The organism is Actinacidiphila yanglinensis (assembly GCF_900107965.1).
Taxonomy (GTDB): domain Bacteria; phylum Actinomycetota; class Actinomycetes; order Streptomycetales; family Streptomycetaceae; genus Actinacidiphila; species Actinacidiphila yanglinensis.
Map to the genome: position 1 here is coordinate 99,049 of NZ_FNVU01000021.1, position 25,054 is coordinate 124,102.

Annotated in this window: 25 protein-coding genes and 2 pseudogenes; 11 read left to right on the forward strand and 16 right to left on the reverse strand. The window is 74.6% G+C overall.

Annotation, left to right across the window (positions count from 1 at the left end; genetic code table 11):
- Positions 1 to 244: 244 nt before the first annotated feature.
- The 3 genes and pseudogenes from C4U44_RS33510 to C4U44_RS33520 all read right to left on the reverse strand — a co-directional run.
- Positions 245 to 2,047: pseudogene (locus tag C4U44_RS33510) on the reverse strand (ABC transporter permease/substrate binding protein); the annotation flags it as partial.
- Complete coding sequence (locus C4U44_RS33515) at positions 2,040 to 3,347, reverse strand: quaternary amine ABC transporter ATP-binding protein (RefSeq protein WP_103889859.1); 1,308 nt, start codon at positions 3,345 to 3,347, stop codon at positions 2,040 to 2,042. The gene C4U44_RS33515 and the pseudogene C4U44_RS33510, both read right to left, overlap by 8 nt.
- A gap of 314 nt (positions 3,348 to 3,661) precedes the next feature.
- Positions 3,662 to 4,567, reverse strand: a complete 906-nt coding sequence (locus C4U44_RS33520) for a helix-turn-helix domain-containing GNAT family N-acetyltransferase (protein ID WP_103889860.1) — start codon at positions 4,565 to 4,567, stop codon at positions 3,662 to 3,664.
- Between the two features lie 240 nt (positions 4,568 to 4,807).
- Here C4U44_RS33520 and C4U44_RS33525 point away from each other — a divergent pair, with 240 nt between their 5' ends.
- Positions 4,808 to 5,293: a signal peptidase II gene (locus C4U44_RS33525; RefSeq protein WP_160145165.1), complete on the forward strand. Its 486-nt coding sequence runs from the start codon at positions 4,808 to 4,810 to the stop codon at positions 5,291 to 5,293.
- A 55-nt stretch (positions 5,294 to 5,348) separates the two neighbouring features.
- Here C4U44_RS33525 and C4U44_RS33530 read toward each other — a convergent pair whose 3' ends face one another.
- From C4U44_RS33530 to C4U44_RS33545, 4 genes and pseudogenes are all read right to left on the reverse strand, one after another.
- Positions 5,349 to 6,074, reverse strand: coding sequence for a class I SAM-dependent methyltransferase (locus tag C4U44_RS33530; RefSeq protein ID WP_103889917.1), 726 nt, complete (start codon positions 6,072 to 6,074; stop codon positions 5,349 to 5,351).
- Positions 6,075 to 6,126: 52 nt separating this feature from the next.
- A complete protein-coding gene (locus C4U44_RS33535) occupies positions 6,127 to 6,366 on the reverse strand; it encodes a hypothetical protein (RefSeq protein ID WP_103889862.1) in 240 nt (79 codons plus the stop codon).
- A 99-nt stretch (positions 6,367 to 6,465) separates the two neighbouring features.
- Positions 6,466 to 7,437, reverse strand: coding sequence for a GNAT family N-acetyltransferase (locus C4U44_RS33540; protein ID WP_235032543.1), 972 nt, complete (start codon positions 7,435 to 7,437; stop codon positions 6,466 to 6,468).
- A 133-nt stretch (positions 7,438 to 7,570) separates the two neighbouring features.
- Positions 7,571 to 8,113, reverse strand: a pseudogene (locus C4U44_RS33545) (helix-turn-helix domain-containing protein); the annotation flags it as partial.
- 161 nt (positions 8,114 to 8,274) lie between these two features.
- Between C4U44_RS33545 and C4U44_RS33550 the strand changes: the two are divergent.
- The 4 genes from C4U44_RS33550 to crcB (C4U44_RS33565) all read left to right on the forward strand — a co-directional run bounded on the left by C4U44_RS33550 (position 8,275) and on the right by crcB (C4U44_RS33565) (position 11,402).
- Entirely contained in the window at positions 8,275 to 9,585 is a 1,311-nt protein-coding gene (locus C4U44_RS33550) for a benzoate/H(+) symporter BenE family transporter (protein ID WP_103889865.1), read from the forward strand.
- Positions 9,506 to 10,258 carry a phosphotransferase gene (locus tag C4U44_RS33555; RefSeq protein ID WP_103889918.1) on the forward strand — a complete coding sequence of 251 codons (753 nt, stop codon included), beginning with the start codon at positions 9,506 to 9,508 and terminating at the stop codon, positions 10,256 to 10,258. Before C4U44_RS33550 ends, C4U44_RS33555 begins: the two co-directional genes overlap by 80 nt.
- Positions 10,259 to 10,533: 275 nt before the next feature.
- Positions 10,534 to 11,031: a fluoride efflux transporter CrcB gene (gene crcB / locus C4U44_RS33560; protein ID WP_103889866.1), complete on the forward strand. Its 498-nt coding sequence runs from the start codon at positions 10,534 to 10,536 to the stop codon at positions 11,029 to 11,031.
- Positions 11,028 to 11,402: a fluoride efflux transporter CrcB gene (gene crcB / locus C4U44_RS33565; RefSeq protein ID WP_103889867.1), complete on the forward strand. Its 375-nt coding sequence runs from the start codon at positions 11,028 to 11,030 to the stop codon at positions 11,400 to 11,402. The genes crcB (C4U44_RS33560) and crcB (C4U44_RS33565) overlap by 4 nt, the downstream gene beginning before the upstream one ends.
- Before the next feature lie 45 nt (positions 11,403 to 11,447).
- Here crcB (C4U44_RS33565) and C4U44_RS33570 read toward each other — a convergent pair whose 3' ends face one another.
- Positions 11,448 to 12,746 carry an LCP family protein gene (locus tag C4U44_RS33570; RefSeq protein WP_103889868.1) on the reverse strand — a complete coding sequence of 433 codons (1,299 nt, stop codon included), beginning with the start codon at positions 12,744 to 12,746 and terminating at the stop codon, positions 11,448 to 11,450.
- A 272-nt stretch (positions 12,747 to 13,018) separates the two neighbouring features.
- Here C4U44_RS33570 and C4U44_RS33575 point away from each other — a divergent pair, with 272 nt between their 5' ends.
- The 3 genes from C4U44_RS33575 to C4U44_RS33585 all read left to right on the forward strand — a co-directional run bounded on the left by C4U44_RS33575 (position 13,019) and on the right by C4U44_RS33585 (position 17,250).
- Positions 13,019 to 14,002 carry an oxygenase MpaB family protein gene (locus tag C4U44_RS33575; RefSeq protein ID WP_103889869.1) on the forward strand — a complete coding sequence of 328 codons (984 nt, stop codon included), beginning with the start codon at positions 13,019 to 13,021 and terminating at the stop codon, positions 14,000 to 14,002.
- 88 nt (positions 14,003 to 14,090) lie between these two features.
- The gene (locus C4U44_RS33580) at positions 14,091 to 16,388 is read left to right on the forward strand and encodes a serine/threonine-protein kinase (RefSeq protein WP_103889870.1); all 2,298 of its coding nucleotides are present in this window, start codon (positions 14,091 to 14,093) and stop codon (positions 16,386 to 16,388) included.
- 136 nt (positions 16,389 to 16,524) lie between these two features.
- Complete coding sequence (locus tag C4U44_RS33585; protein WP_103889871.1) at positions 16,525 to 17,250, forward strand: alpha/beta fold hydrolase; 726 nt, start codon at positions 16,525 to 16,527, stop codon at positions 17,248 to 17,250.
- Here the strand turns inward: C4U44_RS33585 and cpt are convergent.
- Entirely contained in the window at positions 17,237 to 17,785 is a 549-nt protein-coding gene (gene cpt / locus C4U44_RS33590; RefSeq protein WP_235032544.1) for a chloramphenicol phosphotransferase CPT, read from the reverse strand. The genes C4U44_RS33585 and cpt overlap by 14 nt on opposite strands.
- A gap of 35 nt (positions 17,786 to 17,820) precedes the next feature.
- Between cpt and C4U44_RS33595 the strand changes: the two genes are divergently transcribed.
- Positions 17,821 to 18,798, forward strand: a complete 978-nt coding sequence (locus C4U44_RS33595) for an endonuclease/exonuclease/phosphatase family protein (protein WP_322973716.1) — start codon at positions 17,821 to 17,823, stop codon at positions 18,796 to 18,798.
- A 65-nt stretch (positions 18,799 to 18,863) separates the two neighbouring features.
- Here C4U44_RS33595 and C4U44_RS33600 read toward each other — a convergent pair whose 3' ends face one another.
- The 5 genes from C4U44_RS33600 to C4U44_RS33620 form a co-directional block, all read right to left on the reverse strand.
- A complete protein-coding gene (locus C4U44_RS33600) occupies positions 18,864 to 19,802 on the reverse strand; it encodes a phosphotriesterase family protein (protein WP_103889872.1) in 939 nt (312 codons plus the stop codon).
- Positions 19,799 to 20,275, reverse strand: a complete 477-nt coding sequence (locus tag C4U44_RS33605) for a carboxymuconolactone decarboxylase family protein (RefSeq protein WP_103889873.1) — start codon at positions 20,273 to 20,275, stop codon at positions 19,799 to 19,801. Before C4U44_RS33605 ends, C4U44_RS33600 begins: the two co-directional genes overlap by 4 nt.
- Positions 20,269 to 20,856, reverse strand: a complete 588-nt coding sequence (locus tag C4U44_RS33610) for a DUF4865 family protein (protein WP_103889874.1) — start codon at positions 20,854 to 20,856, stop codon at positions 20,269 to 20,271. The genes C4U44_RS33605 and C4U44_RS33610 overlap by 7 nt, the downstream gene beginning before the upstream one ends.
- A 120-nt stretch (positions 20,857 to 20,976) precedes the next feature.
- Positions 20,977 to 21,579 (reverse strand): TetR/AcrR family transcriptional regulator, encoded by a 603-nt coding sequence (locus C4U44_RS33615; protein WP_200823496.1) that lies wholly within the window; start codon positions 21,577 to 21,579, stop codon positions 20,977 to 20,979.
- An 89-nt stretch (positions 21,580 to 21,668) separates the two neighbouring features.
- Complete coding sequence (locus C4U44_RS33620; RefSeq protein ID WP_103889876.1) at positions 21,669 to 22,238, reverse strand: isochorismatase family protein; 570 nt, start codon at positions 22,236 to 22,238, stop codon at positions 21,669 to 21,671.
- Between the two features lie 229 nt (positions 22,239 to 22,467).
- Between C4U44_RS33620 and C4U44_RS33625 the strand changes: the two genes are divergently transcribed.
- Positions 22,468 to 22,707: a DUF397 domain-containing protein gene (locus tag C4U44_RS33625; protein WP_103889877.1), complete on the forward strand. Its 240-nt coding sequence runs from the start codon at positions 22,468 to 22,470 to the stop codon at positions 22,705 to 22,707.
- A gap of 67 nt (positions 22,708 to 22,774) precedes the next feature.
- On the opposite strand, the gene C4U44_RS33630 is transcribed toward C4U44_RS33625, so the two are convergent.
- Together C4U44_RS33630 and C4U44_RS33635 are read right to left on the reverse strand one after the other, a co-directional pair.
- Positions 22,775 to 23,470, reverse strand: coding sequence for a maleylpyruvate isomerase family mycothiol-dependent enzyme (locus C4U44_RS33630; protein WP_235032545.1), 696 nt, complete (start codon positions 23,468 to 23,470; stop codon positions 22,775 to 22,777).
- Positions 23,467 to 24,120, reverse strand: coding sequence for a pyridoxine/pyridoxamine 5'-phosphate oxidase (locus tag C4U44_RS33635; protein WP_103889879.1), 654 nt, complete (start codon positions 24,118 to 24,120; stop codon positions 23,467 to 23,469). The genes C4U44_RS33630 and C4U44_RS33635 overlap by 4 nt, the downstream gene beginning before the upstream one ends.
- A 48-nt stretch (positions 24,121 to 24,168) precedes the next feature.
- Here C4U44_RS33635 and C4U44_RS33640 point away from each other — a divergent pair, with 48 nt between their 5' ends.
- Positions 24,169 to 24,846, forward strand: a complete 678-nt coding sequence (locus tag C4U44_RS33640; RefSeq protein WP_103889880.1) for a CGNR zinc finger domain-containing protein — start codon at positions 24,169 to 24,171, stop codon at positions 24,844 to 24,846.
- Positions 24,847 to 25,054: the final 208 nt, after the last annotated feature.

The following is a 25,054-nucleotide window of genomic DNA, read 5'->3' on the forward strand; positions in this document are numbered from 1 at the left end:
GGGACGGCAGAACGCCCGACCTGGTCCGCTACGCGTCCTTTGTGCGCATAGGCACCATTTTAAGGCCGCACGCTCCGGACGACTTGTCGTAGCGGCGCGGGGCGCATCGGGAAGGGCGACCCGGGCTCGGCCTTGGCCATGGATGTGCGGAGCGTGAACGGGCGAGGGGCAGGGGACACGCCTGCGCGTGTCCCCTGCCCCTCGCCCTTCCGTGCGCGGCGGCCCGGTGGTGTCAGCTGGCGACCGGCGCCATCTTGTCGACCGTGCCCGGGTTGGCCTTCATCCACTTCTTGACGCCGGCTGTGGTGTTGCCTTGTCCGGCGGCTTGGATGTCGGCTTCGAGGGAGCTGAGTTGGGGTTCGGTCATGTGGGAGTTCTTCATCCAGGTGCTGACCTGGGGGAGTTGGGTGGCGCTGGTTTTGTTGGCGATGTTGTGGATGGAGTCGCCGGGGCCCCACAGGCCCTTGGGGTCGGTGAGTTTGGTCATCTGGTAGGTGCTGTAGGCCCAGTGGGGGGACCAGAGGACGACGGCGACGGGTTTGTGCTGGGCGTAGTCGCGTTTGAGTTCGGCGAGCATGCCGGCGGTGGAGCTGGCGACGAGTTTGTATTCCTTGTCGAGTCCGTAGCCGGGCAGGACGGTGCTGTTGAGGAGTTTCATCTCGCCGGCGCCGGGTTCGATGCCGATGATCTTTCCGTCGAATTCGGAGGCTTTGCCCTTGAGGTCGGCCATGGTCTTGATGCCCTTGACGTAGGAGGGCACGGAGACTTCGAGGGAGGTTTTGTCGTACCAGGTGCCGAGGTCGGTGTAGTTCTTGCCGTATTGCTTCATGTAGGAGGCGTGGGTGGTGGGGAGCCAGGCGTCGGTGAGGTAGTCGAAGTTGCCGCTGGCCAGGCCGGTGAACGCGGCGCCGGGGTCGTAGGTGTTGACCTGTGCCTTGTAGCCGCGTTCGTCCAGGACCTCCTTCCACAGGTTCGCCGAGGCGATCGACTCGTCCCAGTTGAAGGAGCCGATCTTCACCGCCTTGCCGTGCCCCACGTTCGTGGACGCGGTCGTCGGCGCGGTCGAGTCGCCGTTGCCGGAGAACGCCCCGATGCCGCCCGCGACCAGCGCGAGGATGACCACCGCGGACAGGCCGACGGCCGGGCGCGGCCGGTAGCGGAGCACCGCGAAGCCGTGCGTCGAGACGCGCGATCGGGCCATCGCCAGTGCGCGGCGCCCGAGCGGTGAGACCTGGTCGCCCAGCGCGCCGGTGATCCGGTCCAGGTAGATGGCCAGGATGACCACCGAGATGCCGCCTTCGAAGCCGAGGCCGATGTCGACCTGGCTGATCGCGCCGAAGACGGTGGAGCCGAGCCCCTCCGCGCCGACCATGCCGCCGATGACGACCATCGACAGCGCCAGCATGATGACCTGGTTGACGCCCGCCATGATCGTCGGCAGCGCCAGCGGGAGCTGCACGCGCAGCAGCGTGCGTCCCGGCGGCGTGCCGAACGCCTCGGCCGCCTCGACCAGTTCGGGGTCGACCTGCCGGATGCCCAGCTCGGTCATGCGGACCCCGACCGGCATCGCGAAGACGATCGTGGCGATGACGGCGGGCACCGTCCCGAGGCTGAAGAAGATGATCGCGGGGATCAGGTACACGAACGCGGGCAGCGTCTGCATCACGTCCAGCACCGGCCGGATCACCGCGCTCGCCGAGCGCCGTCCGGCGGCCCAGATGCCCAGCGGCACCGCGAGCACCAGCGCGATCACGGCGGAGACGATCACCAGGGACAGCGACTTCATCGCCTCGTCCCACTGCGCGACCGAGTCGATGAGCGCGAAGCCGAGGAACGCAAGCACGCCCGCGGGCAGCCCCCGCATCCACAGCGCGATGACCGCGAGGATGGCCGCCATCAGCAGCGGCGACGGTCCGCCGAGCAGCCACTCGACGCCGTTGTACATGCCGTTGACGACCGTGCTCAGGAAGTCGAACAGCCAGGAGAAGTGGTTGGTCAGCCAGCGGACGACGTCTTCGGCCCAATTGCCGAGGTGAATCCTAGGCACGGGCGGCCTCCTTGCCCTCGATGTCACCGTCGTCGCCGTTACCGCCACCCTCCGGGACGCCGTCCCGCGGCCCCCCGCCGTCCAGTGCGGCGGCGTCCGGCAGCCGGTGGCTGCCGGTGTCCTCGACGTTCTCGCCGAGTGCGGCCAGCAGGGTCACGCGCGGGATCACGCCGGTCAGCCGGCCGTCGCCGTCCACGACCGCCAGCGGCAGCTTCGTCTGCGAGGCGGGGGTGAGCAGTTCGGACAGCGGCGCGTCGGCGTGCGTGGTGAGGCAGTGGGTGTCCATCAGGTCGCGGACGGTGCCCTCGGTCCTCCGCAGCGCCTCGGTGACGCGCCCCTCGGTGACGGTGCCGACCAGCCTGCGGCCGCGCTCGACCACGAAGGCGGCGGACGCCTGGTCGGTGCGCAGCGCGCGCATCGCGGCACGCGGGCCGTCGTTGGGGCTGACCATCACCCGCGGCTCCTCCATGATCGAGGCCGCGGTCAGCACCCGGGAGCGGTCGACGTCCTGCACGAAGCTGGCCACGTAGTCGTTGGCCGGGTCGGTGAGGATGTCCTCCGCGGTGCCGATCTGGACGATCCGGCCGTCGCGCATCACGGCGATACGGTCGCCCAGCCGCATGGCCTCGTTGAGGTCGTGGGTGATGAAGACGATCGTCTTGTGCAGCCGCTGCTGGAGTTCCAGCAACTGGTCCTGCATGTCGCGGCGGATCAGCGGGTCCAGCGCCGAGAACGACTCGTCCATCAGCAGCAGGTCCGCGTCGGTGGCGAGTGCGCGGGCCAGGCCGACCCGCTGCTGCATGCCGCCGGACAGCTCGTCCGGCCAGGAGTTCTCCCAGCCGTCCAGGCCGACCAGTGCCAGCGCCTCGGCCGCCTTCTCCGCGCGCTCCCTGGCCGGCCTGCCCTGGACCTCCAGCCCGTAGGCCGCGTTCTCCAGCACGCTGCGGTGCGGGAACAGCGCGAAGTGCTGGAAGACCATGCTGATCTTGCGGGAGCGCAGGTCGCGCAGGGCCTTCGCGGACAGGCCCGTGAGGTCCTGGCCGTCGAACAGCACCCTGCCCGAGGTGGGCTCCAGCAGACCGTTGAGCATGCGCAGCAGGGTGGACTTGCCCGAGCCGGACAGGCCCATGACGACGAAGATCTCGCCCGGCTCCACGTTGAAGGAGGCGTCGATCACCGCCGCGGTCGTACCCTCCTCCCGCAGTTCCGCGCGGCCGGCCCCTTCCTGAAGCCGGCGAATGCCTTCCTTCGGTTTGCGACCGAAGATCTTGAACACGTGCTCGATGACGAGCTGGGACACGTTTGCCTTTCGGGGCCGGGGACAGGACCGATCAGAACCGGAGGCGGTCGCATACCGCGCCCAATGGGTTCATAGCGAAACTATCCGGCGGCGACCCCGAGTGTCCCGGCGGCGGAAATCGCCAACGGCACACCGACCTCCGGGTCCGGGTCGCCGCCTACCCCGCGCCATGCGCGGGCCAAACAAGATGGCGCGCGGACGGAATTTTTGTCCGTTTATGACGGGATATAAAGACCGATTCATCGTGATCGGATCGTGGCCGTGATGACACCGTTCCGCAGGCACGTGGCTATTGACGACCAATGGTGCCCGTGTTAACTCCTGGGGCTGCGCGGAGAGCAGAGGCGCTTCTCGAACCAGTGATCGGCGTAGGGCTCGTCGTTGAAGGCGGGGACCTCCTGGAATCCGCAGGAGTGGTAGAGCCGGATCGCCGCGTCCAGTGCCTTGTTCGTGTCCAGCCGCAAGAGGGTGCGGCCGTGCCCCGCCGCGCGCGCCTCCAGCTCCGCCAGGAACCGGCGGCCCAGGCCCAGCCGGCGCGCCTGCGGGGCCACCCACATCCGCTTGACCTCGGCGGGCGCCCCGGGCGGCAGCTTCAGGCCGGCGCAGCCGACCGGTTCGCCGTGCAGCCGGGCGACCAGGAACTCGCCGCGCGGCGGCCGGAGCTCCCCCGGGTCGGGCAGCAGGCTCCGCGCCGGGTCGAAGCCGTCCTGGAAGCGCTCGCCCAGCTCGGCGGCGTACGCCCGCAGGCAGTGCTCGGCGTCGGGCCGGCCCGGGTCGACGGCCTCCAGCGTCACGGTCGCGGCGGTCAGCAGCCGTTCGACGTCGGCCATCGCCGCGACCAGCCGGGCGCGCTGGGCGGTGTTGAGCGGTTCCAGCAGGGATCCGGCCAGCTCGTCGCTGCGGCCGTCGATGGCGGCGCGCTCGGCCCGCCCCGCGGCGGTGAGCCGTACGGTGCGCACGCGGCGGTCGCTGGGCTGCGGCTCGACCGTCACCAGGCCGTCGGCCTCCAGGGAGCGCAGCAGCCGGCTGGCGTAGCCGGAGTCGAGCCCGAGCCGCTCGCGCAGCCGGCGCACGTCCTGGCCCTCCTCGCCGATCTGCCACAGCAGGCGTGCCGCGCCGATGGGCCGGTCGCTGCCGAGGTAGTGGTCGTGGAGCACGCCCACGCGTTCGGTGACGGTGCGGTTGAACCGCCGTACCTGGTCGATCTGTGCCCTGTCCATCCTCTGACTCTAGTCAGGCAATGCGCGCGGGCTGTCCGTTGGGGCGTATTCGCCCGGGCGATCCGGTCCGGGTCGATCCGGTCCGGGCCGATCCCGTCCGGGGCGGGCCATCCGGGTCGGGGAGCCCGCAGGGCGGTGCGGGGCCGGGGGCGAGGCACGCGGGCGTAGGCTGCTGGAATGGGTGAACGCTCAGTCATTGCGTGGGCATGGAAGCGCGGGAGGCGGCCGATGGTGGGCAGCGTGGGAGCACCGCAGCGGGCGTTGTGGATCACGGCCGCGGCCGGGCTCGCGGTCGACCAGGTGACGAAGGCGATCGCCGCGGTGACCGTGGAGGGCAAGCAGCCGGTGCACGCGCTGGGCGGGGCGGTGACCTTCACCGCGTTCCGCAACTCCGGCGCCGCCGGGTCGTTCGCCCCGCACGCGACCCTCGTCTTCACGGTGCTGGCGGTCGGCGTGCTCACCTTCATCGCGTGGGCGTCGTCGTCCGTGCGGTCGGTCGGCTGGGGCGTCGGGCTCGGCCTGCTCTTCGCCGGTGCGGGCGGCAACCTCGCGGACCGGCTCTTCCGTACGCCCGGGTTCGGCCGCGGCGCGGTGCTGGACTTCATCCAGGTCGGCCACTCCGGCATCTTCAACCTCGGTGACCAGTGCGTGACGCTCGGCGCGCTGACGGTGCTGGTGCAGACGTTCCGCGGGGTGCCGATGCGCGCGAACACCCCCGCGCACTGACCCGCGCTCCGGGTACGCGCCAGGGGCCCGGGTGTGACGGCGGGCCCGGCCCGCGTCAGATGCCCGCCGGTTCCCCGCGCAGCCCCAGGTGGCTCCACCGGACGCCGGGTCGGCCGTGCGGGTCGGCCCGCTCGCTGCGGTGGACCGGGTGCAGGCCGTGCGTGCGGGCGAGCCGGACGGTCTCGTCGGCGGTGACGTCGAACATCCGCCGGCCCGGCGGGACCGGGCCGTGCCGCAGGGACAGCACGATCCGACCCTCGTCGGCGAGCAGGCCGGCGAGCGCGCCCATCGCGGCCGTCCGCTCCGCGGCGTCGAGGTGCATCCACACCGCCGTCAGCAGGATGAGGTCGAAGCGCCGGTAGCTGCTGAGGTCGGTGTCGGTGCGGCGGACGGTGCCGGTGCCGGTGCCGGTGTCGGTGTCGTCTGCCCGATGCCCCTGCCCGTCTCCGTGCCCGAGGCCCCGCAGCACGGGCAGGTCCGGCAGCGCGTCGTCGACCCACTCCACCCCCGCGCCGGCGTGGATCGCCCGGCCCCGCGCGCGCAGTTCCGCGGTCGGCTCGACGGCGACGACCCGGTGCCCCAGCGCGGCCAGTGCCGCCGCGTCGCGCCCGCTGCCCGCGCCGATGTCCAGCACCGTGCCGGCCCGGGCCGGGAACAGGTGCAGCACGTCGTGGTGGACGTCGGCGAACGCCACGCTCTCGTACTGGTCGACGAGTTGCCCGGCGGCTTCGGCGTAGCCGGCGGTACTGGCCCGGGTCTCGTGGGTCCCCTGATCGCTCACCCGCACAGCGTATTCCGCGCCGGCCGCCCGTCCGGCTCCGCGTCGTACCCGGTCAGGAGCCGCCCGAGGCGTCGTCCGGGGCCGTCCACACGTCCGGTCCGCCGCCGTGCCAGACGAACAACGCGGGGTCGTCCAGGCTGACGCTGTCCGGGTCGAGGCCCGCCCGGCGCAGGAACTCCAGCAGGTCGGCCGGCCCGCGGGCCAGCCCGAGCGTCTCCCGGCCCACCCGTATCCGTCGCCCGCCAGGTCCCGGCGGCTCCACGATCACCTGGGTTCCGTGCTCTGCGTCCATGCCCCCAGCCTGCCCACGCGGGGCCACGTCCGCATGTCGGCCCGGTAACGACCCGCACGGCAAAGCGCCTGCGCGCGGCGGCCGTCGCGTGAGGCGGTGTCAGCCGGGCGTGAGGGCGCGGGCGTAGACCGAGGAGCTGCGGCGGACCGTCATGCCGACGTGCTCGTAGAGGGACAGGGCGCCGGTCTCGGAGTGCGTCCACAGGGTGCAGCCGGTGCGGCCGCGCCGGTGGAAGGCCCGGAACACCTCGCGCAGCAGCACGCCCGCGATGCCGCGGCCCCGGTGGTCGGCGCGGACCGCGAGCCGGTCGACGTACCCCTCCCGGGAGCCCGGGACGTCGAACGCGAGCGCGGCGCCGACCATCTCGGTGCCGGCGAACGCCACGGGCGACACCTCCGGGGCGAAGGCGGCGCGCTCCACGGTCAGCCGCGCCCACTCGTCGTAGGGCAGGCGCCTCTTCTGCCACAGGCTGAAGGCGTCCTCGAAGAGTTCGTGCGCCGCCTTCTCGTCCCCGGAGCGGAACGGCCGCACGTCGACCCCCGCGGGCGGCTCGGGCACCTCCGGCTCCTCGGGCAGCGCGATCCCCAGCAGCCACTGCGTGACGAACGGCTCGTACCCGCGCGAGCGCAGCAGCGCGACCGTGGCCGCGTCGGCGTCCTCGGCCGGCTGCGCCAGCCGCACGCTGCCGACCGAACGGGCCCGCTCCTCGGCCCAGTCCAGCAACAGGCGGCCCAACCCCCGCCCGCGGTGGGCGGGATGGACGTCCACCTCGCTGCGGCGGCCGCCGTGCACCCACGCCCGGCCCACCAACTCCGGTTCCGCACCGCGTTCCCGACCCGGCCGGTGGACGAGCAGGGTGTCGAGTGCCGGGTCCAGGGCGGGCAGTGTCAGGTGCGCGGTGACGGCGTCGAGGCCGGTCTCCGCGCGGCCGAGCACCTCGCGCTCGCAGTCGGCGACGAGCCGGTGGATCGCGCCGGCGTCCGCGGGCGTGGCCGGCCGCGCACGGTACGGCGGGGGCAGCGGCGGAAGCGGGGGCACCGGCGGGGGGTGGCCGCCGCGGAGGTCATGCACGGGTGCTCCCGTCATCGGAGGGCGGACCGGCCGGGGGTGCGGCGGCGTCGGTGGAGGGTCCCGTGCCAGGCGCGGCGCCGGGTACGGCGGAGTGGTCGGTGGGCGGGCCGGCCATGGTGCGGTAGGGGCCCGCGGCCAGCGGATAGCGGACGAAGAGCACCGCCTCGACGTCGCCGTGCGGAGCGCTGTAGACGTGCGTCCCGTCGGCCCGCCAGTGCGCGTGCTCGCCGGGGCCGGCGGTGGTGGGCGCGGCGGGATCGCCGACGAGGGCGGTGCCGCTGAGCACGTAGAGGTGCTCGCGGGTGCCGGTCAGGTGGGGGCCGGAGCGCTGGACGGCGCCGGCGCGGATCCGCACCCGGAACACCTCGGTGACGGCGCCCGCGCCTTCGTGCCGCTCGGTGAGCAGGGCGGTGACGGCGTCGCCGCTGGCGCGGGCGCGCGCCTCGGGAACCGGCGGGGCGGAGCCGGCCTGATCGGCGAGCGCCGTGCTGAGCGGGACGCCGAGCGCGGTGGTGAGGGCGTACAGCGTTTCCAGGGTCGGGTTGCGGCGGCCGCCCTCCAGTTCCGAGAGCGTGGCCTTGCCGAGGCCGGAGCGCCGGGCGAGTTCGGACAGCGACAGCCGCCGCTCCTCGCGCAGGGCCCGCAGGCGCCGGCCCACCTGCTCGTTGAGTTGCATCGGCCTTTCTCCAGGACGTACGCGCGACCGGCAAGCGGCCGACGGGCCGAAAGCGATTGACGGGTGCCCGTGGCCCACCCTAGCGTTCCGCGGACGGAACGTTCCATAGACGGAACGCCTCCCTGGCTCGACTGCGCGCGTCCTCCTCTCCGGAAGTAGCGATGACCCCCTCCTCGCCCCGCGGCCCGGCCGCACTCATACGCGCGGCCGCACCGCCCTCCGCGGTCGCGGCCGGCCTCGTCACGGTGCTGGTCGGCGTCACCAGCTCGGCGGCCGTCGTGCTCAGCGCCGCCCGGGCCGCGGGTGCCGGCCCGGCCGAACTCGCCTCCTGGATGCTCGCGTTGGGCGTGGGTCTGGGCGCCACCACCATCGGCCTCTCGCTGCGTTTCCGGGTGCCGGTCGTCACCGCCTGGTCCACCCCCGGCGCGGCCCTGCTGGCCACCGGCCTCACCGGCGCGTCCATGGGCGAGGCCGTCGGCGCCTTCCTCCTGTCCGCGGTGCTCATCCTGATCAGCGGGGTCACCGGCTGGTTCGCCCGCGCGATGGCGTCGATCCCGGTGTCACTCGCGGCGGCGCTGCTGGCCGGGGTGCTGATGGAGTTCGGCACCGGGCTCTTCCGCGCGATGCACGGCGACTTCGCCGTCACCTTCACGATGTTCGCCGGGTATCTGGTCGCCCGGCGGGTGCGGCCGCGCTACGCCGTGCTCGTCGCCCTCCTCGTCGGCATCGCGGCGACGACGGCGACCGGCGGGTGGGGCGGCGCCGCGGGCCACATCCGGTTCACCCCGGCCGCGCCCGTCTTCACCGCGCCGCGGTTCGACTGGCAGACCCTGGTGGGCGCGGGCCTGCCGCTCTACGTGGTGACCATGGCCTCGCAGAACCTTCCGGGCGTCGCGGTGCTGCGCAACGACGGCTACGACGTCCCGGTCTCACCGCTGCTCGGCTGGACCGGCGCGGCCAACGCCGTCCTCGCCCCGTTCGGCGCCTTCGCGTTGAACCTCGCCGCGATCTCCGCGGCCATCTGCACCGGCCCCGAGGCCCACCCGGACCGCGAGCGCCGCTACCTCGCGGCCGTCTGGGCCGGCGTGTTCTACCTGTGCGTCGCGCTGTTCGGCGGCACCATCGGCTCGCTGCTGACCGCGATGCCGCGGGCGCTGGTGCTCGGCACCGCCGGGGTGGGGCTGCTCGGCACCATCGGCGGTTCCCTGCACGGCGCGCTGGCCGACGACCGCGACCGCGAGGCCGCCGTCGTCACCTTCCTCGCCACCGCCTCCGGGGTCACCCTGCTCGGTGTCGGCTCCGCCTTCTGGGGCCTGCTCGCCGGGGTGTTCACGATGCTCGTCGCCCGGGCCGGGCAGCGGCGGCGCGAGGCGCAGCCGGTAGGTTTCGCCCATGGGCGGGGAACAGAGCCAACCACCGGTACGGCCGGAACCGGCGCCACCACCGGGCCCCCTGATCGGCTCGGGGCGTAGCGCCGACGTCTACGAGGCCGGTGGCGGCTGGGTACTGCGCCGCTACCGCATCCCGGTCGACGCCGCATCCGAGGCGGACGTGATGAACCACCTCTCCGCGCACGGTTATCCCGTGCCCCGGCTCCGGCCGCCGGGCCCCAGCCCGCTGCCGCCCACCGACCTGGTGATGCGGCGGCTGTCCGGGCCGACCCTGCTCGCGGCCGTCCAGGACGGCAACGTCGGCCCGGCGGCGGGCGGAGCCCTGCTCGCGAGCCTGCTGCACCGGCTGCACGCGGTCCCGGCCCGGATCGCCGCCGACCCCGCGCACCGGGTGCTCCACCTCGACCTCCATCCGGACAACGTGATGCTCACCTCCGACGGGCCCGTGGTCATCGACTGGTGCAACTCCCGCGAGGGGCCCGCCGCGTGGGACTGGGCGATGAGCGCGCTGATCCTCGCGCAGGCCGCGGTGCTCGGCGGGCCCGTGGCCGCCGCGGCGCGCGCCGCGCTGACCGCGCTCCTGGGCGGCGGCGCCCCGCTCGCGGTCCTGGCGGACCCGGACGGCCCGGCGCTCCAGGAAGCCGTCCGTATGCGCACCGGCAACCCGACCATGAGCGCGGCCGAGGTCGCCGCGATCCGCGGGGCGGCGGCACTGGTCAGGGAACTGAGCGTCCCGGGTCGCCCGCCCGTGTGAGGGACCGGAGTTCGCGGGCGCCCGGCACGAACCGGTGGGACCCGGCAATGGCGCGGCCTGTGCGGACGCTCGGGTGGGCGCGGTGGCCTGTGTGCCGGGCCGGATGGATAGACTGGCGCCGTGGCGTCCGAGGACGCCGCGCGGCGGTGGGGCCCGCCGTACCCGAACCGCGGCGAGGACGCCGCCAACGGTCCCTGCTTGCGAAGCGCACCTTCGCCTCGCGCCGCACAGGCGTGAGCGGTGGCGTGCCGTCCTGATGCGAGTAGGAGACTCACGTGGCAGACCCGCGCCCGCCCCTCTTCGAGGAACCGGTCGACTCCGACGTCGACCTGCACGTCCCCGGCCAGCGCGCCGAACTGAGCACGCATCCGGCCACGGTGCTGGCCGTCATCGCGGTCGGCGGCGCGATCGGGGCCTGCGCCCGCTACGGCGCCGCGCTGCTGTGGCCGACGGCCACGGACGCCTTCCCGTGGACCACGTTCGGCGTCAACGCCGTGGGCTGCGCGGTCATCGGGGTCTTCATGGTGCTGATCACCGACGTGTGGACGGCGCACCCGCTGGTGCGGCCGTTCTTCGGCACCGGAGTGCTCGGCGGCTTCACCACCTTCTCCACGTACGCCAGTGATGTGCGGGGCCTGGTCGACCACGGGCATCCGCGCCCGGCGCTCGGGTACTTGGCGCTGACCGCCGCGGTCGCCCTGGCCGCGGTGTGGGCGGGGGCGAACGCCACCCGCCGGGTGGTGGCCGCGACGACCGGCAGGGAGGTCCGGTGAACTGGCTGCTCGTCATCCTCGGCGCGATGGTGGGCGCCCCGTTGCGCTACCTCACCGACCGCGCCGTGCAGGCCAAGCACGACACGGCGTTCCCCTGGGGCACCTTCGCGGTCAACGTCGGCGGGTGCGCGGTCCTCGGCCTGGTCGCCGGCGCCGCGGCCGAGGGCGCCGCCTCCGCCCACCTGCAACTCCTGCTCGGTACCGGGTTCTGCGGCGCCTTGACCACGTACTCGACGTTCTCCTACGAGACGTTGCGACTGGCGGAGAACCGCGCCCGTTTCTACGCGGCCGCGAACGTCGTCGGCAGCATCACCGCCGGACTGGGCGCCGCGTCCCTCGGGTTCGCACTGGCCGAGGCGTTCTGGGGCTGACGCCTCCGGGCGCGCGGCGGGCCGGTGGCCGTCCCGCCCGGGCCGTCAGCGCGCCGACACCCGGATCCGCGGCGTGGCGGCGTACGCGGCGGTGGGGTTCATCGCCCTGCCCCGCACCGTGACCGTGGCGGCGGTGGCGACCTTCGCGCAGGCCGGGCCGGACGGTTGGCGCGTGGCCCCGCGGGCGGCGGCGGAGGCGGCCGGGCCGTCGAAGGACTCGTCGACGCGGGACGCCCCGCGGGCGGGCGTGGCGCGCGGCGGCGTGTCCGCCGCGATCGCGGCGAAGACCCGCCGGGCGCCGGGCGCGGGAACCAGCCGGGCGGCGTTGTCCGGGTCGGCGGCGACCGGCATCGTGGTGAAGGAGACCCGGGGGGAAGGCACTTTGCGCACGTCCTCCGCGAGGCCGACCAGCCGGGGGACGGCGGCCAGGCCCGGATCGACGGTGAGCGCCTTGGTGGCGGCGTCGGCCAGGGACAGCATCCCGGCGGGGTCGGTGAGCGAACCGCTCTGCCGCAGTCGGCGCCCCAGCGCGCTCAGGAAGAGGTGCTGTGCGGCCGTACGCCCCAGGTCGCTGCCGTCGCCGAAGGCGTGCCGGGTGCGCAGGTACTCCAAGGCCGCCCGGCCGCGCAGGTCGTGGCGGCCGCGGGCCAGTTTCAGATGCGAGTACGGGTCGTACAGGTCGCGGTCCACGCACACCGGCACCCCGCCGACCGCGTCGGACATCCGGACCACGCCCGCGAAGTCGACCATCACGAAGTGGTCGATGGGGATACGGGTGAGGGAGTGTACGGCCGCGACGGTGCAGCCGGGGCCGTACTGCAGCGTGGAGTTGACCGGGCCGCGGCGCGCGGCGGCGGTCCCGCCCTTCGGAGTACGGCAGGCGGGCAGGTCGGTGACGGTGTCGCGGGGGATGCTCAGCACCGTGGCGTGGCCGCGGTCGGCGGAGACGTGCAGCACCATCGCCACGTCCGCGTTCCGGCCCGGGCCGCAGTCGCCGCCGAGCTTGCAGTCCGCCGGGTCCGCGCGGCTGTCGGAGCCGATCACCAGGACGTTCACCGGCGTCCGGCCGAAGGCGTCCGGCCGTTCGTGGCCGGCGTCCCCGCCGATGCCGCCGAACAGCGGCATGTCCCGGATGTTGCCGTTCAGCCGCAGGTACAGCAGGGCGCCCGCGCCCGCCGACAGCAGTACCGCCGCCGACAGCCCGGCGCTCAGCCAGCGCAGCAGCCCGGAGCGGCGGCGGACGGCGGACGGCAGCGGCGGGCGCGGCTCCCACACCCGCTCGCCGCGTACCGGCCGCCGCCGGGGACCGCCGGCCGTCCCGCGCTGCTCCTGCCCCTCGGCCATGGCTGTGCTCGTCCTCGCGTCCCTCGTCCGCGCACCGGCCGGCCCGCCGCCCACCAGCGCAGTTGCAGTATTACGCACGGTGCCCGCGAATCCACGTTCCGTACGGTCGGGTGTCGTACCCGGGTGGAGGGCGCCCTTCGCGTGCCGCTTCCCGCCGATTACGGTGGACGGGACAGCAGGACGGGTGGGGCGGCACGCTGGGCGGGCGCGGGCGGTGGGCAGGACCGGGGCCGCGCGGGCGCCTCGCGAACGCCGGGAGCAGGGAGGCGGCCATGCGGGAAGAGGACCCGGACCCCGGTACGGCACTGCGCGCCGATCCGCCCGTGCCCGGTGCCTCCGCCGCGGCCGACCCCGGTACGGCGCCCGGGCCCGATCCGGTGCCGGCGCCCGACTCCCCGCCCGATCCGGGCCTGTTCGGGCCCGACTCGGTGACCTGGCAGCTGCACGGCGACCCGATCATGTGGGTTGCCGGTGTCCGCGCGCTCTACCTCCAGGCGCTGCACCCGCGCGCGGTGCGCGGCGTCGCGCAGAACTCCGACTTCCGCCGCGACGCGTGGGGCCGCCTGCTGCGCACCGCGTCGTTCGTCGGCGGGATCACCTACGGGACCACGCCCGCCGCCGAGCAGGCCGGGGCCCGGATCCGCGGTATCCACCGCAGGCTCTCGGCGGTCGACCCCGGCACGGGGGAGCGGTACGGCGTCGACGACCCCGACCTGCTGCTGTGGGTGCACTGCGCGGAGATCGACTCCTATCTGGGCGTCGCCCGGCGCTCGGGCTTCCCGCTCACCGGCGCCCAGGCGGACGCGTACGTCGACGAGCAGCGCGAGGCCGCCCGGCTCGTGGGCCTCGATCCCGCCACGGTGCCCGCGGACACCGCGCAGCTCGCCCGCTACTTCATCTCGGTCCGGCCCGAACTGGCCGCGACACCCGAGGCGTTCGACGTCGTCCGGTTCCTGAAGGCGCCGCCGGTGCCCGCCCTGCTGCTGCCGGCGCGGCTCGCGCTGTGGCGCATCGTCGCGACGACCGCGTTCGCCGCACTGCCGCCGTACGCGCACGCGTTGTACGGGCGGACCGCGCCCTCGCCGGCCGCCGCGGACCGCCGGCTGCGGGCGGTGGGGCGGGTGCTGCGGGCCATCCCGGCCACGGTGCGCTGGCAGTTGCCGCCGGGCCACATCCTCAAGGCGGTCGCCCGGCTCGGCCCCGGCACCCGCCCGTCGGTCCGGCGCCTGCCCCCGTACGAGCCCGAAGTGCCCTGATGCGCTGTCCCCCTCCGAGCACCGACCCGGCCATACTGGGTGCGGGGAAGCACCGAAGAGCACCGATGAGCACGGGGGCACGGCGCTGATGGCGGCTGGACACCATGACGAACAGGACGGACCCGGCGGCGCACCGCCCGCCGGGCGCGGCAAGGGGGCCGGCACGGACACGGGGGCAGGGGCGGGACGGGCCCCGGGCAAGGGTGCACCGGCGGGGGCCGGCGGCACCGGGAGCGACAGCACGCTGATACAGGGCCGCTACCGGCTGCACGAACTCATCGGCCGCGGCGGCATGGGCGAGGTGTGGCGCGCGCTGGACGAGTCGCTGGGTCGCAAGGTGGCCGTGAAGTGCCTCAAGCCCATGGGGCAGTCCGGTGATGCCGGCTTCAACCGGATCCTCCAGGAGCGCTTCCGGCGCGAGGCACGTGTGGCGGCGGCGCTCCAGCATCGCGGGATCACCGTCGTGCACGACTTCGGCGAGCACGACGGAGTGCTCTTCCTGGTGATGGAACTCCTGGACGGGCGCAACCTGCTCCAGGTCCTCGACGACGCCCGGCGGCACCCGCTGCCGGTCCCCGACCTCACCGACATCGCCGAACAGGTCGCCGACGCCCTCGCGTACACGCACGCCCAGGGCGTCGTGCACCGTGACCTGAAACCGGCCAACATCATCCGGCTGGCCGACGGCGGCGTGAAGATCTGCGACTTCGGCATCGCCCGGCTCGGCCACGACATCGGCTTCACCTCCCGCCTCACCGGCACCGGCGTCGCCATGGGCACCCCGCACTACATGTCTCCCGAGCAGATCAGCAACTCCGGTGTCGACCAGCGCAGCGACCTCTACTCGCTGGGCTGCGTGCTGTACGAACTCGCCACCGGACACCCGCCGTTCGACCTCGGCGACGCCTGGTCGATCCTGGTCGGGCACCGCGACAACATTCCGGAGCCGCCGCGCGCCGAGCGCCCCGAACTTCCCGCCGACCTGGAAGGCCTCATCCTCGACCTGCTCGCCAAGGACCCCGAGGACCGGCCGCAGAACGCCGCCGACGTCGCCGGCCGGCTCAAGGCGATCCGCGCGGGCGCCAAGGTCGCCGTCCCGGCCGGCACCGCCGTACCCGGCTGGGCGCGGGCGCTGAGCACCGGACCGGTGGCCCGCTCCACCCGCGTCCACCCGCCGGTCGAGCCCGCGCACCACGAGCTCACCGGCGCCTGGTCCACCCGCACCGTCACCGCGTCCGCCGACCCGGCCGCGCTCGCCGAACTCGCCGCCCGCCAGGCCGAGGCCGACGACCTCGGCCGGATCGGCAACTGGCATCAGGCGTACGACCTGCACACCACGGTCGCCACCAGCCGCGACCGCGCCCAGGGCACCGAGCACCCCGACACCCTGGCCAGCCGGCACGAGGCGGCGTACTGCCTGACCCGGCTCGGCCGCGCCGAGGAGGCGCTGCGGCTCTACGCGTACGTGGCGGAGGTGCGCCGCCGCGTGCTCGGACCCGACGACCCCGACACCCTCGCCGCGCGGCACGAGGCGGCGTACGCGCTCGGTGCGCTCGGCCGGCACCTGGAGGCCCACCAGGAGTTCTCCGCGGTGCTCGCCGCGCGCGAGCGCGTCCTGGGCCCCGAGCACCCGGACACGCTGCGCTGCAAGCACAACCTGGCGTTCAACCTGGGCCAGTTGGGGCGGGCGCAGGAGGCGTACACGACGGCCGTGGAGGTGGCCGACGCCCGGTCGCGGGTCCTCGGCCCGGAGCACACCGAGACGCTCGGCACCCGTTTCGAGGTCGGCTTCACCCTCGGCCAGGCCGGCCGCTGGGCGGAGGCGCTGGAGGTCTACAGGGAGGTGGGCGAGGCCCGGGCCCGCGTGCTCGGCGCCGACCACCCCGACACGCTCGCCGTCCGCTACGAGACCGGGATCTGCCTGACCCGGCTCGGCTGCACCGCCGACGCCCTGACCCTCTACGAGGACCTGGTCGCCGCCCTCACCCGCGCCAGTGGCTCCTCCGATGAGGAGACGCTGCGCGCCCGCCAGGCCCTCGGCGTCAACCTCGGCCGGCTCGGCCATTGGGACCGCGCGCTGGCCGAGGCCCGCGACGTGGCGGCCGTCCGCCAGCGCGTGCTGGGCGGCGACCACCCCGACACGCTCGTCAGCAAGCGGGAGATCGCGGTCTGCCTCGGCTGGCTCGGCCGCTGGAGCGACGCGCTCACCGTCTACCGCGAGGTCGCCGACGCGCGCGAGGAACTACTCGGCGCGGACGACCCCGACACCCTCACCAGCCGCAACGACCAGGCCCGCTGCCTGGAACACCTCGGCAGGAGCGAGGAGGCGCAGGAGCTCTACCGGCGCGTCTCCCGCCACCGCCAGGACGGCCCCGAACGCCTTTAGGCCCCGCACGCCTTCGGCTCCCCCTCCGAACGACTCCGGCTCCCGGGGACACCCGGATTCCGGACGCCTCCCGCCCGAGGAACGCCCGCAGCGAACAGCACCGCTGTTCCGCCCCGCCCCGCGCTAGCCTCCCCGGATGGGCGACGTGGTGACGTACGAGGTCAACGGGGTGCGGTTGGTCGGCGAGGGGGAAGGCCCGGCCGGCGGGCCGGTGGTCCTGCTGCTGCACGGGCTGGGGGAGGACCGCGGCTCGTGGCGGGCGGTGTCGGCGGCACTCGCGGCGGACGGCCGGCGGGCCTGGAGCATCGACCTGCGCGGCCACGGCGACAGTTCCCACCCGGGCGCATACGCGTACGAGGCGATGCGCGACGACCTGCTGGGCCTGATCGACCTGCTCGGGCAGGAGCGGGTGGTGCTCGTCGCCCACTCCATGGGCACCGTGCCCGCCTCGCTGGTGGCGATGGACCGGCCGCGGACCGTGGACCGGCTGGTGCTGGAGGAGGGCCCGCTGCCCTTCCCCGCCGAGCCGCGCCGCCCCGTGCCCGACGGCCCCGACGGCCCCACCCGCTACGACTGGCGGGCGGTGCGGGACATCGCGGTGCAGCGCAACGCACCCCCGGCCCGGCACTGGGACGGGCTGGCCGAGATCACGGCTCCCACCCTCGTGGTCGCCGGCGGCCCGCGCAGCCACCTTCCGCAGGACCAGCTCGCGCTGGCCGCCGCCCGTATCCCGGACTCCCGGCTGCTGACCATCGACGCCGGGCACATGGTGCACGACGAGCGGCCCGGCGAGTTCATCGAGGCGCTGCGCGGCTTCCTCGGCGCCGCGCCGGCGACGGCCGGGCGGCTCAGTCCCCCGTGACGCGTGCCGCGATCGTCCGGGCGCAGGACGCCGGATCGCTGCGGCTGGTGTCCACCTCCAGGTCGTAGGAGACACCTTCGTGGACCAGGGCGGCCTGCCGTGCCGCCATGCCGGGGGTGCGGTCGCCCCTGGCCGCCTCCCGGGCGGCGGCCACTTCCGGATCGCAGCGCACCCCCACCCACAGCACGTCCATCCCGCTCAGCGCGTCGCGCCAGCGGGTCTGGGAGGCGGCGCCCCCGAGGAAGACCTCGTCGATGACCAGGTGCGCGCCCGCGCGGGCGGCCGCGGCCATGCCCAGCGCCCAGGCGTCGTCCAGCCTGCGGAAGTCCGCGCCGGGCACCACCTCGCCGTCCGGCCCGAACGCGATGCCGTCGCCCGCGTCCCCGCCGCGCATCCGGGCGGGCAGCGCCTCGACGAGGGTGTCCGTGCCGAAGGTCAGCCAGGGCGGACCGGGCAGCGCGTCCTGCAGCGCGCGGGCGAGGCTGCTCTTCCCCGAGCTGGAGCCGCCGTTCAGAATGATCACCTGGGTGGGCACTGCGCCACCGTAGGCGGGACGAGAGGGGAAGGCCAGTGGTTTCCGGCGGGAGCGGCGAGACCGGCGAGAGCGGCGCGGACGATGGCGTCGCCGCGAGCAGCGCGGGCGGCGCGGACGGTGATGCCACCGCGGGCACCGCGCGCGACTCGGGCGCGCTGAGCGTCATGACCTGGAACCTCTGGTGGCGCTTCGGCGGGTGGCGGGAGCGGCGGGAGGCGATCCTGCGCACCCTTGAGGCCGAGCGGCCCGACATCCTGGGCCTCCAGGAGGTCTGGGCGGACAACGGTCCCGGCGGGGAGAACCTCGCGCGGTGGCTCGCCGAGCGCCTGGACATGCACTGGACCTGGTCCCCGGCCGTGGTCCAGGACCGCTGGCACAGCCGCAACGGCGGTGACACCACCGTCGACGTCGGGGTGGCCGTGCTCAGCCGCCACCCGATCCTGGAGACCGCCGAACGCCGGCTGCCGACGCTGCCCGGCCACCGCGACGACGGCAAGACCGCGTTGCACGCCCTCCTCGACGTCCCCGGCGGGCCGCTGCCCTTCTTCACCACCCACCTCAACTCCGGCATCGCCGAGTCGGCCGTGCGGTGCGCGCAGGTCCGCGAGCTGGCCGCGTTCGTCGCCGAGCATGCCCACGGGCCGTACCCGCCGGTCGTCACCGGGGACTTCAACGCGGAGTCGGACTTCGACGAGGTGCGGCTGATCTGCGGCTACAAGACGGCTCCGGCGGTCCCCGGACTGGTCCTCCTCGACGCCTGGCGGTTCGCCGATCCCGCGCTGCCGCAGGGAACGTGGGACATCGCGCACGAGGAGGCGGTGAACTTCGGCATGCGGCCCAGCTGCATCGACTACATCCTGGTCGGTCTGCCGGGACCGGACAGCCGCGGCTGGATCCGTACCGCGCGCCGCTCCGGAGATCGCCGGGTGGCCGGTGTGTGGCCGTCCGACCACGCCGCTGTTCGGGCGGAACTCGCGCTGCCGGACCCCGCGTTGAAGCTGAGCGGCGCGTAGACCGCGCCGGGCCCGTCGGGCCCGGGTGCCCGCCGGACCAGCACGGGCACCCGGGTTCCGCGCGGTCAGCGCCAGTCGGCGGCGAACGCGCGGGAGGGGTTCGCGACGAAGAACGCGTCCGCTGCGGCCTCCCCGAGCGCCGCGGCGATCCGAGGACGCAGCACCCGCAGCAGGTAGGGGAGGCCCGGCCCGCCGCCGGTCGACGCGCGCGAGGAGGCGACGACGTTGTCGCCGCCGATGAGGATCTGGCCGCCGTACCCGGCCGAGGCGAGGTCGGCGAGGCAGTCCAACAGCCGCCAGTCGGTGGCGTGGTGGGCGCGGGAAGGGCCGTCGAAGGCGAGGAACGCGCCGGACGCGGCCAGTTCGCGATGGAGGCCCGGGTCCGGGAACCGGTTGAGGTGGCCGAGCAGGATGCTGGTCACCGGCACCTCCAACTCGCCGTGCAACAGGGTGAGTACGTCGACGGCCGCGGTGCCCATCTCGTGGTGGATGCCGATCGGTGCGCCCGTGGCGTGATGCGCCCGCGCCGCAGCGGCCATCACCTCGCGGGCGTGCCCGTCCAGGCCGTGGAACATCCCGGCCACCTTGATCATGCCCGCCCTCGCGGTGCCGCGCGGCCCGTCCGGGTCGTCGCCGACGAGCATGCCCTCGGCCAGCTCGGCCGTGAAGAACTCCGCGAGGCCGTCCGACCGCAGCCGCTCCAGCAGTTCGGGGGCGTAGTGCGCGGCCTGGTGCAGGCCGGTCGCGGCCACCAGATGCATCCCGGCGGCCCGCGACAGCGCGGGCAGCTCGCCCGCCATCCGGCCCAGCCCGAAGGGCGTCCACTGTGCCACCGCCGCGCCGCCCAGCCCCCGGAACGCGCCCAACTCGGCCTCGGCGGCGGCCGGATCGTCCAACTCCTGCCCGGCGAGGGCGGGGGCGGCGAAGAACAGGTGGTCGTGGGAGTCGGTCACGCCCAGCGCGGCGGGGTCGATGTCACCGAGCACGGTGCGTACGCGCATCATGCGGCACCGCCTTCCCGGCCGCCGTCCTCGGCGGTGCCCGGGCCCGAACCCGTCCCTGGACTCGCTCCGTCGGTTTCCGCCGGGCCGACCCCGAGCTCGTCGAACGCCGCCGCCGCGACCCGCAGTCCGGCGAGCGCCTTGGGCACCCCGACGTAGGGCGCCAGGTGCACCATCACCTCCACGATCTCCGCCGGCTCGACGCCGATCCGCAGCGAGTTGCGCACGTGGTCGTCGAGTTGGGGCTCGACGCCGCCGAGCGCGGTGAGCGCGGCAAGAGTGGCGATCTGGCGGTCGCGCAGCGCCAGGCCGTCGCGCTGGTAGGTGCCGCCGAACAGCGCGGTGACGATCCAGTCGGCGAACCCGGGGGCCAGCCTGTCCAGCCCGGCCAGGGTGCCCTCCACGGTGCGCGGGCCGGCGAGTTCGCCGAGCAGCCGGTACCCCGCCTCGCGGTCGAGGGCCGCCCGCTTCACCACTGCCGCCCGGTCGGGAGGGAGTCCAGTTCGGGCCGCGACAGGTGCAGCACCTGGAAGCGTTCGCCGTCCGGCTCGTCGGGCGCGGCGCCCCGCCAGAGCGTGAAGCGCAGCACCTCCCAGTGCCGCGGATCGACCAGCAGGGCGGCGGAGTGCAGGTCGGCGTGGGCGGCGGTCTCGCGCAGCCCGTCCAGTTCGCGCGCGAACGCCGCTGCCGGGTCCTCGTCCGCGCCGAGTCGCCGCGCCGCGCGCACGGCGGCCGACGGCGGGGACGCCACGGCCGGGCCGCGCTCGAAGCCGAGCACGGTCCAGTGCTCGACCGTCGGGCGGCCGAAGTCCTCGACCAGGCCCCGGAATCCGGGGCCCCACAGGAAACCGTTCATGCCCTGCGGGGTGTTCCACAGGTAGAAGGGCGCGTACTCGTTCACCGGCGAACCGTCGGTGCCGCGCTCCCGGATCAGGTAGGCCTTCTGCCCCAGCCCGGGGAACTCGTCGAGCAGGTGCCCCCGGGTCGCCACCCGGTGCCGGATGATGCCCATGTCGTAGTCGGCGGGCAGGGGAATGCGGTAGTTCATGCCGTGCACGGGTGGATGCTCCCTCGTCCGGTACGCGGCGCGTCGCGCGCGTACGTCAGCGTCCTCGTGTGGGGGTCCGTCGCCGGTGTCCGTCGCGGGCGGACGCCCCGTCGCGTCCGCCCGGCTGGGTCAGCCGTCCTGGCCGGCGGGCGCCGCCGGGGCGGCGTGCCCGGTCGATGCCGCCTCGAGCAGGCCGAGCGCGCCGCGCACCGCCTGGTCGAAGGGCTCGCGGTCGCCCGCCGCGCGGGCCAGCACGTACCCGCCCTGGACGACCGCGGCCAGCGCGGCCGCCGTGTCCCGCGGGTCGATCCCGGGCCGCAGTTCGCCGCTCGCGACGCCGTCGGCGACGATCCCGGCGAGCCGCTCACGCAGCCACGCGAAGGTGTCCCGGACCGGCTCGCGCAAGGTGCCGCTGGCGATCACGTCCGGGTCCATCGCCATCCGGCCGACCCGGCAGCCGCGCAGCGGGTCGCGCTCGCGCAGCAGGTACGTGCCGACCCTCGCCAGCGCGGTGTCGCCCTCGTCGAGCAGCGCGTCGGCCTGCGCGCGCAACTCCGCGGCGCTGCGCCGCATCGCGGTCGCCGCGAGGTCGGGCTTGCCCTTGAAGTGGTGGTACATGCTGCCCTGGCCGGCGCCGGCCAGCTCCTGGATGGCCTTCGGACTGGTGCCGACGTAGCCGCGCTCCCAGAGCAGCTGCTGCGCGCTTTCGATCAGGCGTTCCGCGGTGTCCATGCGAGCAGCGTACATACTAGTAGGTACAAAACCAACCCGGAAAAGCGGCGGCGGGCCCGACCCGCCGCCGACCGGACCGGAGGCACCGGTCAGGCGAAGTACACCTCTGCCCCCGCGACCACCGTCCCGAAGCGGGGGAAGTCCAGCGTCACCGCCGCGTCGTGCTCCGCCGCGGTCAGCCCGGACATCGCGTCCCGTGCGAACACCAGCTGGTAGCCGAGATCCGCGGCCGCCCGCGCGGTGGACTCCAGACCCATGTTCGTGGCGATCCCGGCCAGCACCAGGGTGGTGATGCCCCACTTCCTCAGGTACGCGTCCAGTTCGGTGTCGTGGAAGGCGCCCACCGTGCGCTTGACCACCACCGCGTCGGCCGCCGCGGCGACCTCGGGGACCAGGTCGCTGCCGGGCGGCTGCTCGGCGGCGCCGGAACGGCACGCCCGCACCGCCACCACCGGCGCGCCCGCCGCACGGAACGCCGTGGCCAGCTCCACCGCCGCGGCGACCACCTCCGGCCCCGGGTACGGGGCCAGCGGCAGCGCGACGATCCGGTCCATCAGGTCGACGATCACGAGCGCGGTGCGGGCCGGGTCGAGTCCCGGCGCGAGCGGGGAGTCGCGGGCATCGCCGGCCGCGTGCCGATGATGATCATGTGCGGTCATGATCGGACCCTACCCGCCGGGTCGGTTTCGCGCGGCGGAACCAATACCCCTTTGCCCAGGCGTGGTTGAGCCGGAGACAGGTGCGGAACCGGCCCGGCGCGAGGATGCCGTAGCGCATCGCGGGCCGCCATGTGCGGCTTCCGCCTTCTTCTGCCGGGTGGGCCCGACACCGATAGGCTGGAAGCGGACGTCGATGTGGACGTGGTGTGGATGTGGGAGGAGCCGGGACGTGGCTGAGAGCACCATCGGACAGCCGTTGGCCAACGGGAAGAAGCCGCAGGTGGACCTGACCGGTGCGGAGTGGCTGTCCAGCAGCCAGGGCACCGGGGACGTGCAGATCGCCTTCGTCGAGGGGTACATCGCGATGCGGGACGGGCGGAACCCCGAGGGTCCCGCGCTGATCTTCACCCCCGCCGAGTGGCGGGCCTTCGTCCTGGGCGCGCGGGACGGCGAGTTCGACCTCACCTGACCCCCGGGGCACCTCGCCCCACCGGCGGGTGGTCCCGCCTGCCGGCGGCACCACCCGCCCCGGAGGATCAGGGCCAGTTCCCCAGTACGGGCAGCGGAGCCCCGATGAGCGGCCGCGAGGGAACCCGCCCGGCCAGCCACGCGGCGATGTCGGTCAGGCGGCCCTCGACGGGCAGGGGCTCACCCGCGCCGTGCGAGAAGGCGAACCCGGTGTCGGTGGCGGTGAGCGTCACCCGGAACCCCTCGGGAATCCGGGGCGCGAGGAAGCCGACGAGGTGGGTGCAGAGCGGCACCGGCCAGTCCTGCGTGCCGTAGCCGAGGCCGGCGTCGGCGGTGTGGATCTCCAGCTCCCGCCACCAGGCCAGCGCGGCGTCGCGCAGCACCCCGTCGCGGTAGCGGACCGGGCGCTCCCAGTCGTCGGGTCCGACCGGGGACCAGGACGCCTCGACCTCGTCCAGCGCGTCCGCGAGCGCGGGCGCGAGTTGCTGGACCGGCCGGCGGTGCCCCGCCTCGATGGCGGCGTCGCGGGCCGCCCGGCCCCCGTCGTAGACGTCGATGAGCGTGCCGCGCAGCGCGTAGCGGGCCTGCCGGGCCAATGCCAGGCCGACCCCTTCGAGGTGGGTGAGCACATGGCCGCGGCTCCAGCCGGGCAGCACGCTCGGCGCACGCAGCGCCTCGTCGGTCAGCCCCGGCAGCAGGGAGCGCAGGCGCAACTGCCCCGCGGCAAGCGCCTCCTGGAGGTCGACCGGCGTCGTGTCGGTCACGGCCACAGCAGACCCCGCTCCCAACCGGCGTCCGTACGGCGGTAGTCGAGGCGGGTGTGGCGGCGCTCCTTGTCGCCCTGCCAGAACTCCACCTCTTCGGCGCGCAGGGTGTAGAGCGTCCAGCCGGGCGCGACCAGCCCGGGGTCGGCGGCGATCCGCTCGGCCGCGGCGCGTACGTCCGTGTCGCGCGCGGCGAGGTCGGACAGCGGGGTGCTCTGCCGGCCGAGCAGCGCCTCGGCCCGCGCGCCGGGCGAGCGGGCGAGGAAGTCGGCCGCCGACTCCTCGGGGGACCCGGCGACCACCGTCCCGCGCACCCGCACCTGGCGGGCGAGCGGCGACCAGTAGAAGGTGAGCGCGGCGGCACCGCTGCCGGTCAGCTCGCGGCCCTTGCGGCTGCCGGCGTCCGCGGCGAACTGCCAGCCGTCGGGCGTGACGTTCTTGCAGATCAGCACCCGCGCCGACGGATTCCCGTCGAGGCCGGTGGTGGACACGGTCATGGCGTGCGGCTCGCGCACCCCGCTTCTGAGGGCGTCCAGCAGCCATTCCGTGAACAGCTCGTGCGGGTCGCCGGGCGCTCCCGAGACGTCGAAGTCCGGCAGCTCTCCTGCGAACACGTCGATCTCGCGCAGCACTTCGCGCAGGTCGGACACGAATACCCCCTCTGCGTTAATGGTTCACAGTGACGATACCATTAGCCCATGCAGGTTGATCATCTCGCCCTCGCGCTCGCCGTCACCGTCCGCCACGACGGGAACGGCGGGGTCGCCGACGACCTCGCCGAGCCGGCGGGGTTGACCGCGTGGGTGCGCGGGCAGGGTCCGGCGCTGGAGGAGTTCGGGTTCTCGGTGGCGGGGGAGGACGGTCGGGGCGGCCCGGACCGTCAGGTGCTCTTCCGGGCCGACCGCGCCGCGCTCGACGCCGCCGTCGAGGTGCGGACCGCGCTGCGGGCGCTGTTCGCCCGGGCCGTGCTGCCGGGGGCGCCCAGCAAGGCCGACGCCGGACGGCTGCCCGACGCCGGTGCCGCGCTGGAGCGGCTGAACGCGGCGGCGGCCCGGGTGCCGGTCACCCCCCGGCTCGCCTGGCCGGCTGACGCCCGCCCCGTCGCCGACTGCGCCGCGACCGGCCGCCACCCCGCGGCCGACCTGCTCGCCGCCGCGCTCGCCCGGGCCGGCATCGCCTTCCTCGCCGGGCCGGACAGCGCGCGGCTGCGGGCCTGCCCGGCCCCGCGCTGCGTCCGCTACTTCGTCCAGGCGCACGCGCGCCAGGAGTGGTGCAAGCCCTCCTGCGGCAACCGCGCAAGGGTGGCCCGGCACCACGCCCGCCACCGCACGCCGTCCGCCGAGGGCTCGAACCCACCTGCCGCGACGGCCGGTTGACCCGAGGGCTCGAACGCGCCCGCCCCGGTGGCCGGTTGACCCCAGAGTCCGGATCGCCGCATCCGGATCCCGGCCCGGCGCCGTGGTGGTTACGTGAGGTAACGGGGGCGCACGCGGGGCGCATGGGAGCTCTGCCGGGGAGTGGGGCCAGTGGGGAGTGGTGCCGGCCGCGACGGCCGTGGGAAAGTCGCGGCGGGCCGGCCGGGAA

Coding starts and splice junctions, on each gene's coding strand:
- C4U44_RS33550 (WP_103889865.1), top strand. CDS start 8,275: ATGACCCCCTCCTCGCCCCGCGGCCCGGCCGCACTCATACGCGCGGCC.
- C4U44_RS33575 (WP_103889869.1), top strand. CDS start 13,019: ATGCGGGAAGAGGACCCGGACCCCGGTACGGCACTGCGCGCCGATCCG.
- C4U44_RS33615 (WP_200823496.1), bottom strand. CDS start 21,579: ATGGACACCGCGGAACGCCTGATCGAAAGCGCGCAGCAGCTGCTCTGG.
- C4U44_RS33555 (WP_103889918.1), top strand. CDS start 9,506: ATGGGCGGGGAACAGAGCCAACCACCGGTACGGCCGGAACCGGCGCCA.
- C4U44_RS33535 (WP_103889862.1), bottom strand. CDS start 6,366: ATGGACGCAGAGCACGGAACCCAGGTGATCGTGGAGCCGCCGGGACCT.
- C4U44_RS33520 (WP_103889860.1), bottom strand. CDS start 4,567: ATGGACAGGGCACAGATCGACCAGGTACGGCGGTTCAACCGCACCGTC.
- C4U44_RS33640 (WP_103889880.1), top strand. CDS start 24,169: ATGCAGGTTGATCATCTCGCCCTCGCGCTCGCCGTCACCGTCCGCCAC.
- C4U44_RS33580 (WP_103889870.1), top strand. CDS start 14,091: ATGGCGGCTGGACACCATGACGAACAGGACGGACCCGGCGGCGCACCG.
- C4U44_RS33620 (WP_103889876.1), bottom strand. CDS start 22,238: ATGACCGCACATGATCATCATCGGCACGCGGCCGGCGATGCCCGCGAC.
- C4U44_RS33600 (WP_103889872.1), bottom strand. CDS start 19,802: ATGATGCGCGTACGCACCGTGCTCGGTGACATCGACCCCGCCGCGCTG.
- C4U44_RS33570 (WP_103889868.1), bottom strand. CDS start 12,746: ATGGCCGAGGGGCAGGAGCAGCGCGGGACGGCCGGCGGTCCCCGGCGG.
- C4U44_RS33585 (WP_103889871.1), top strand. CDS start 16,525: ATGGGCGACGTGGTGACGTACGAGGTCAACGGGGTGCGGTTGGTCGGC.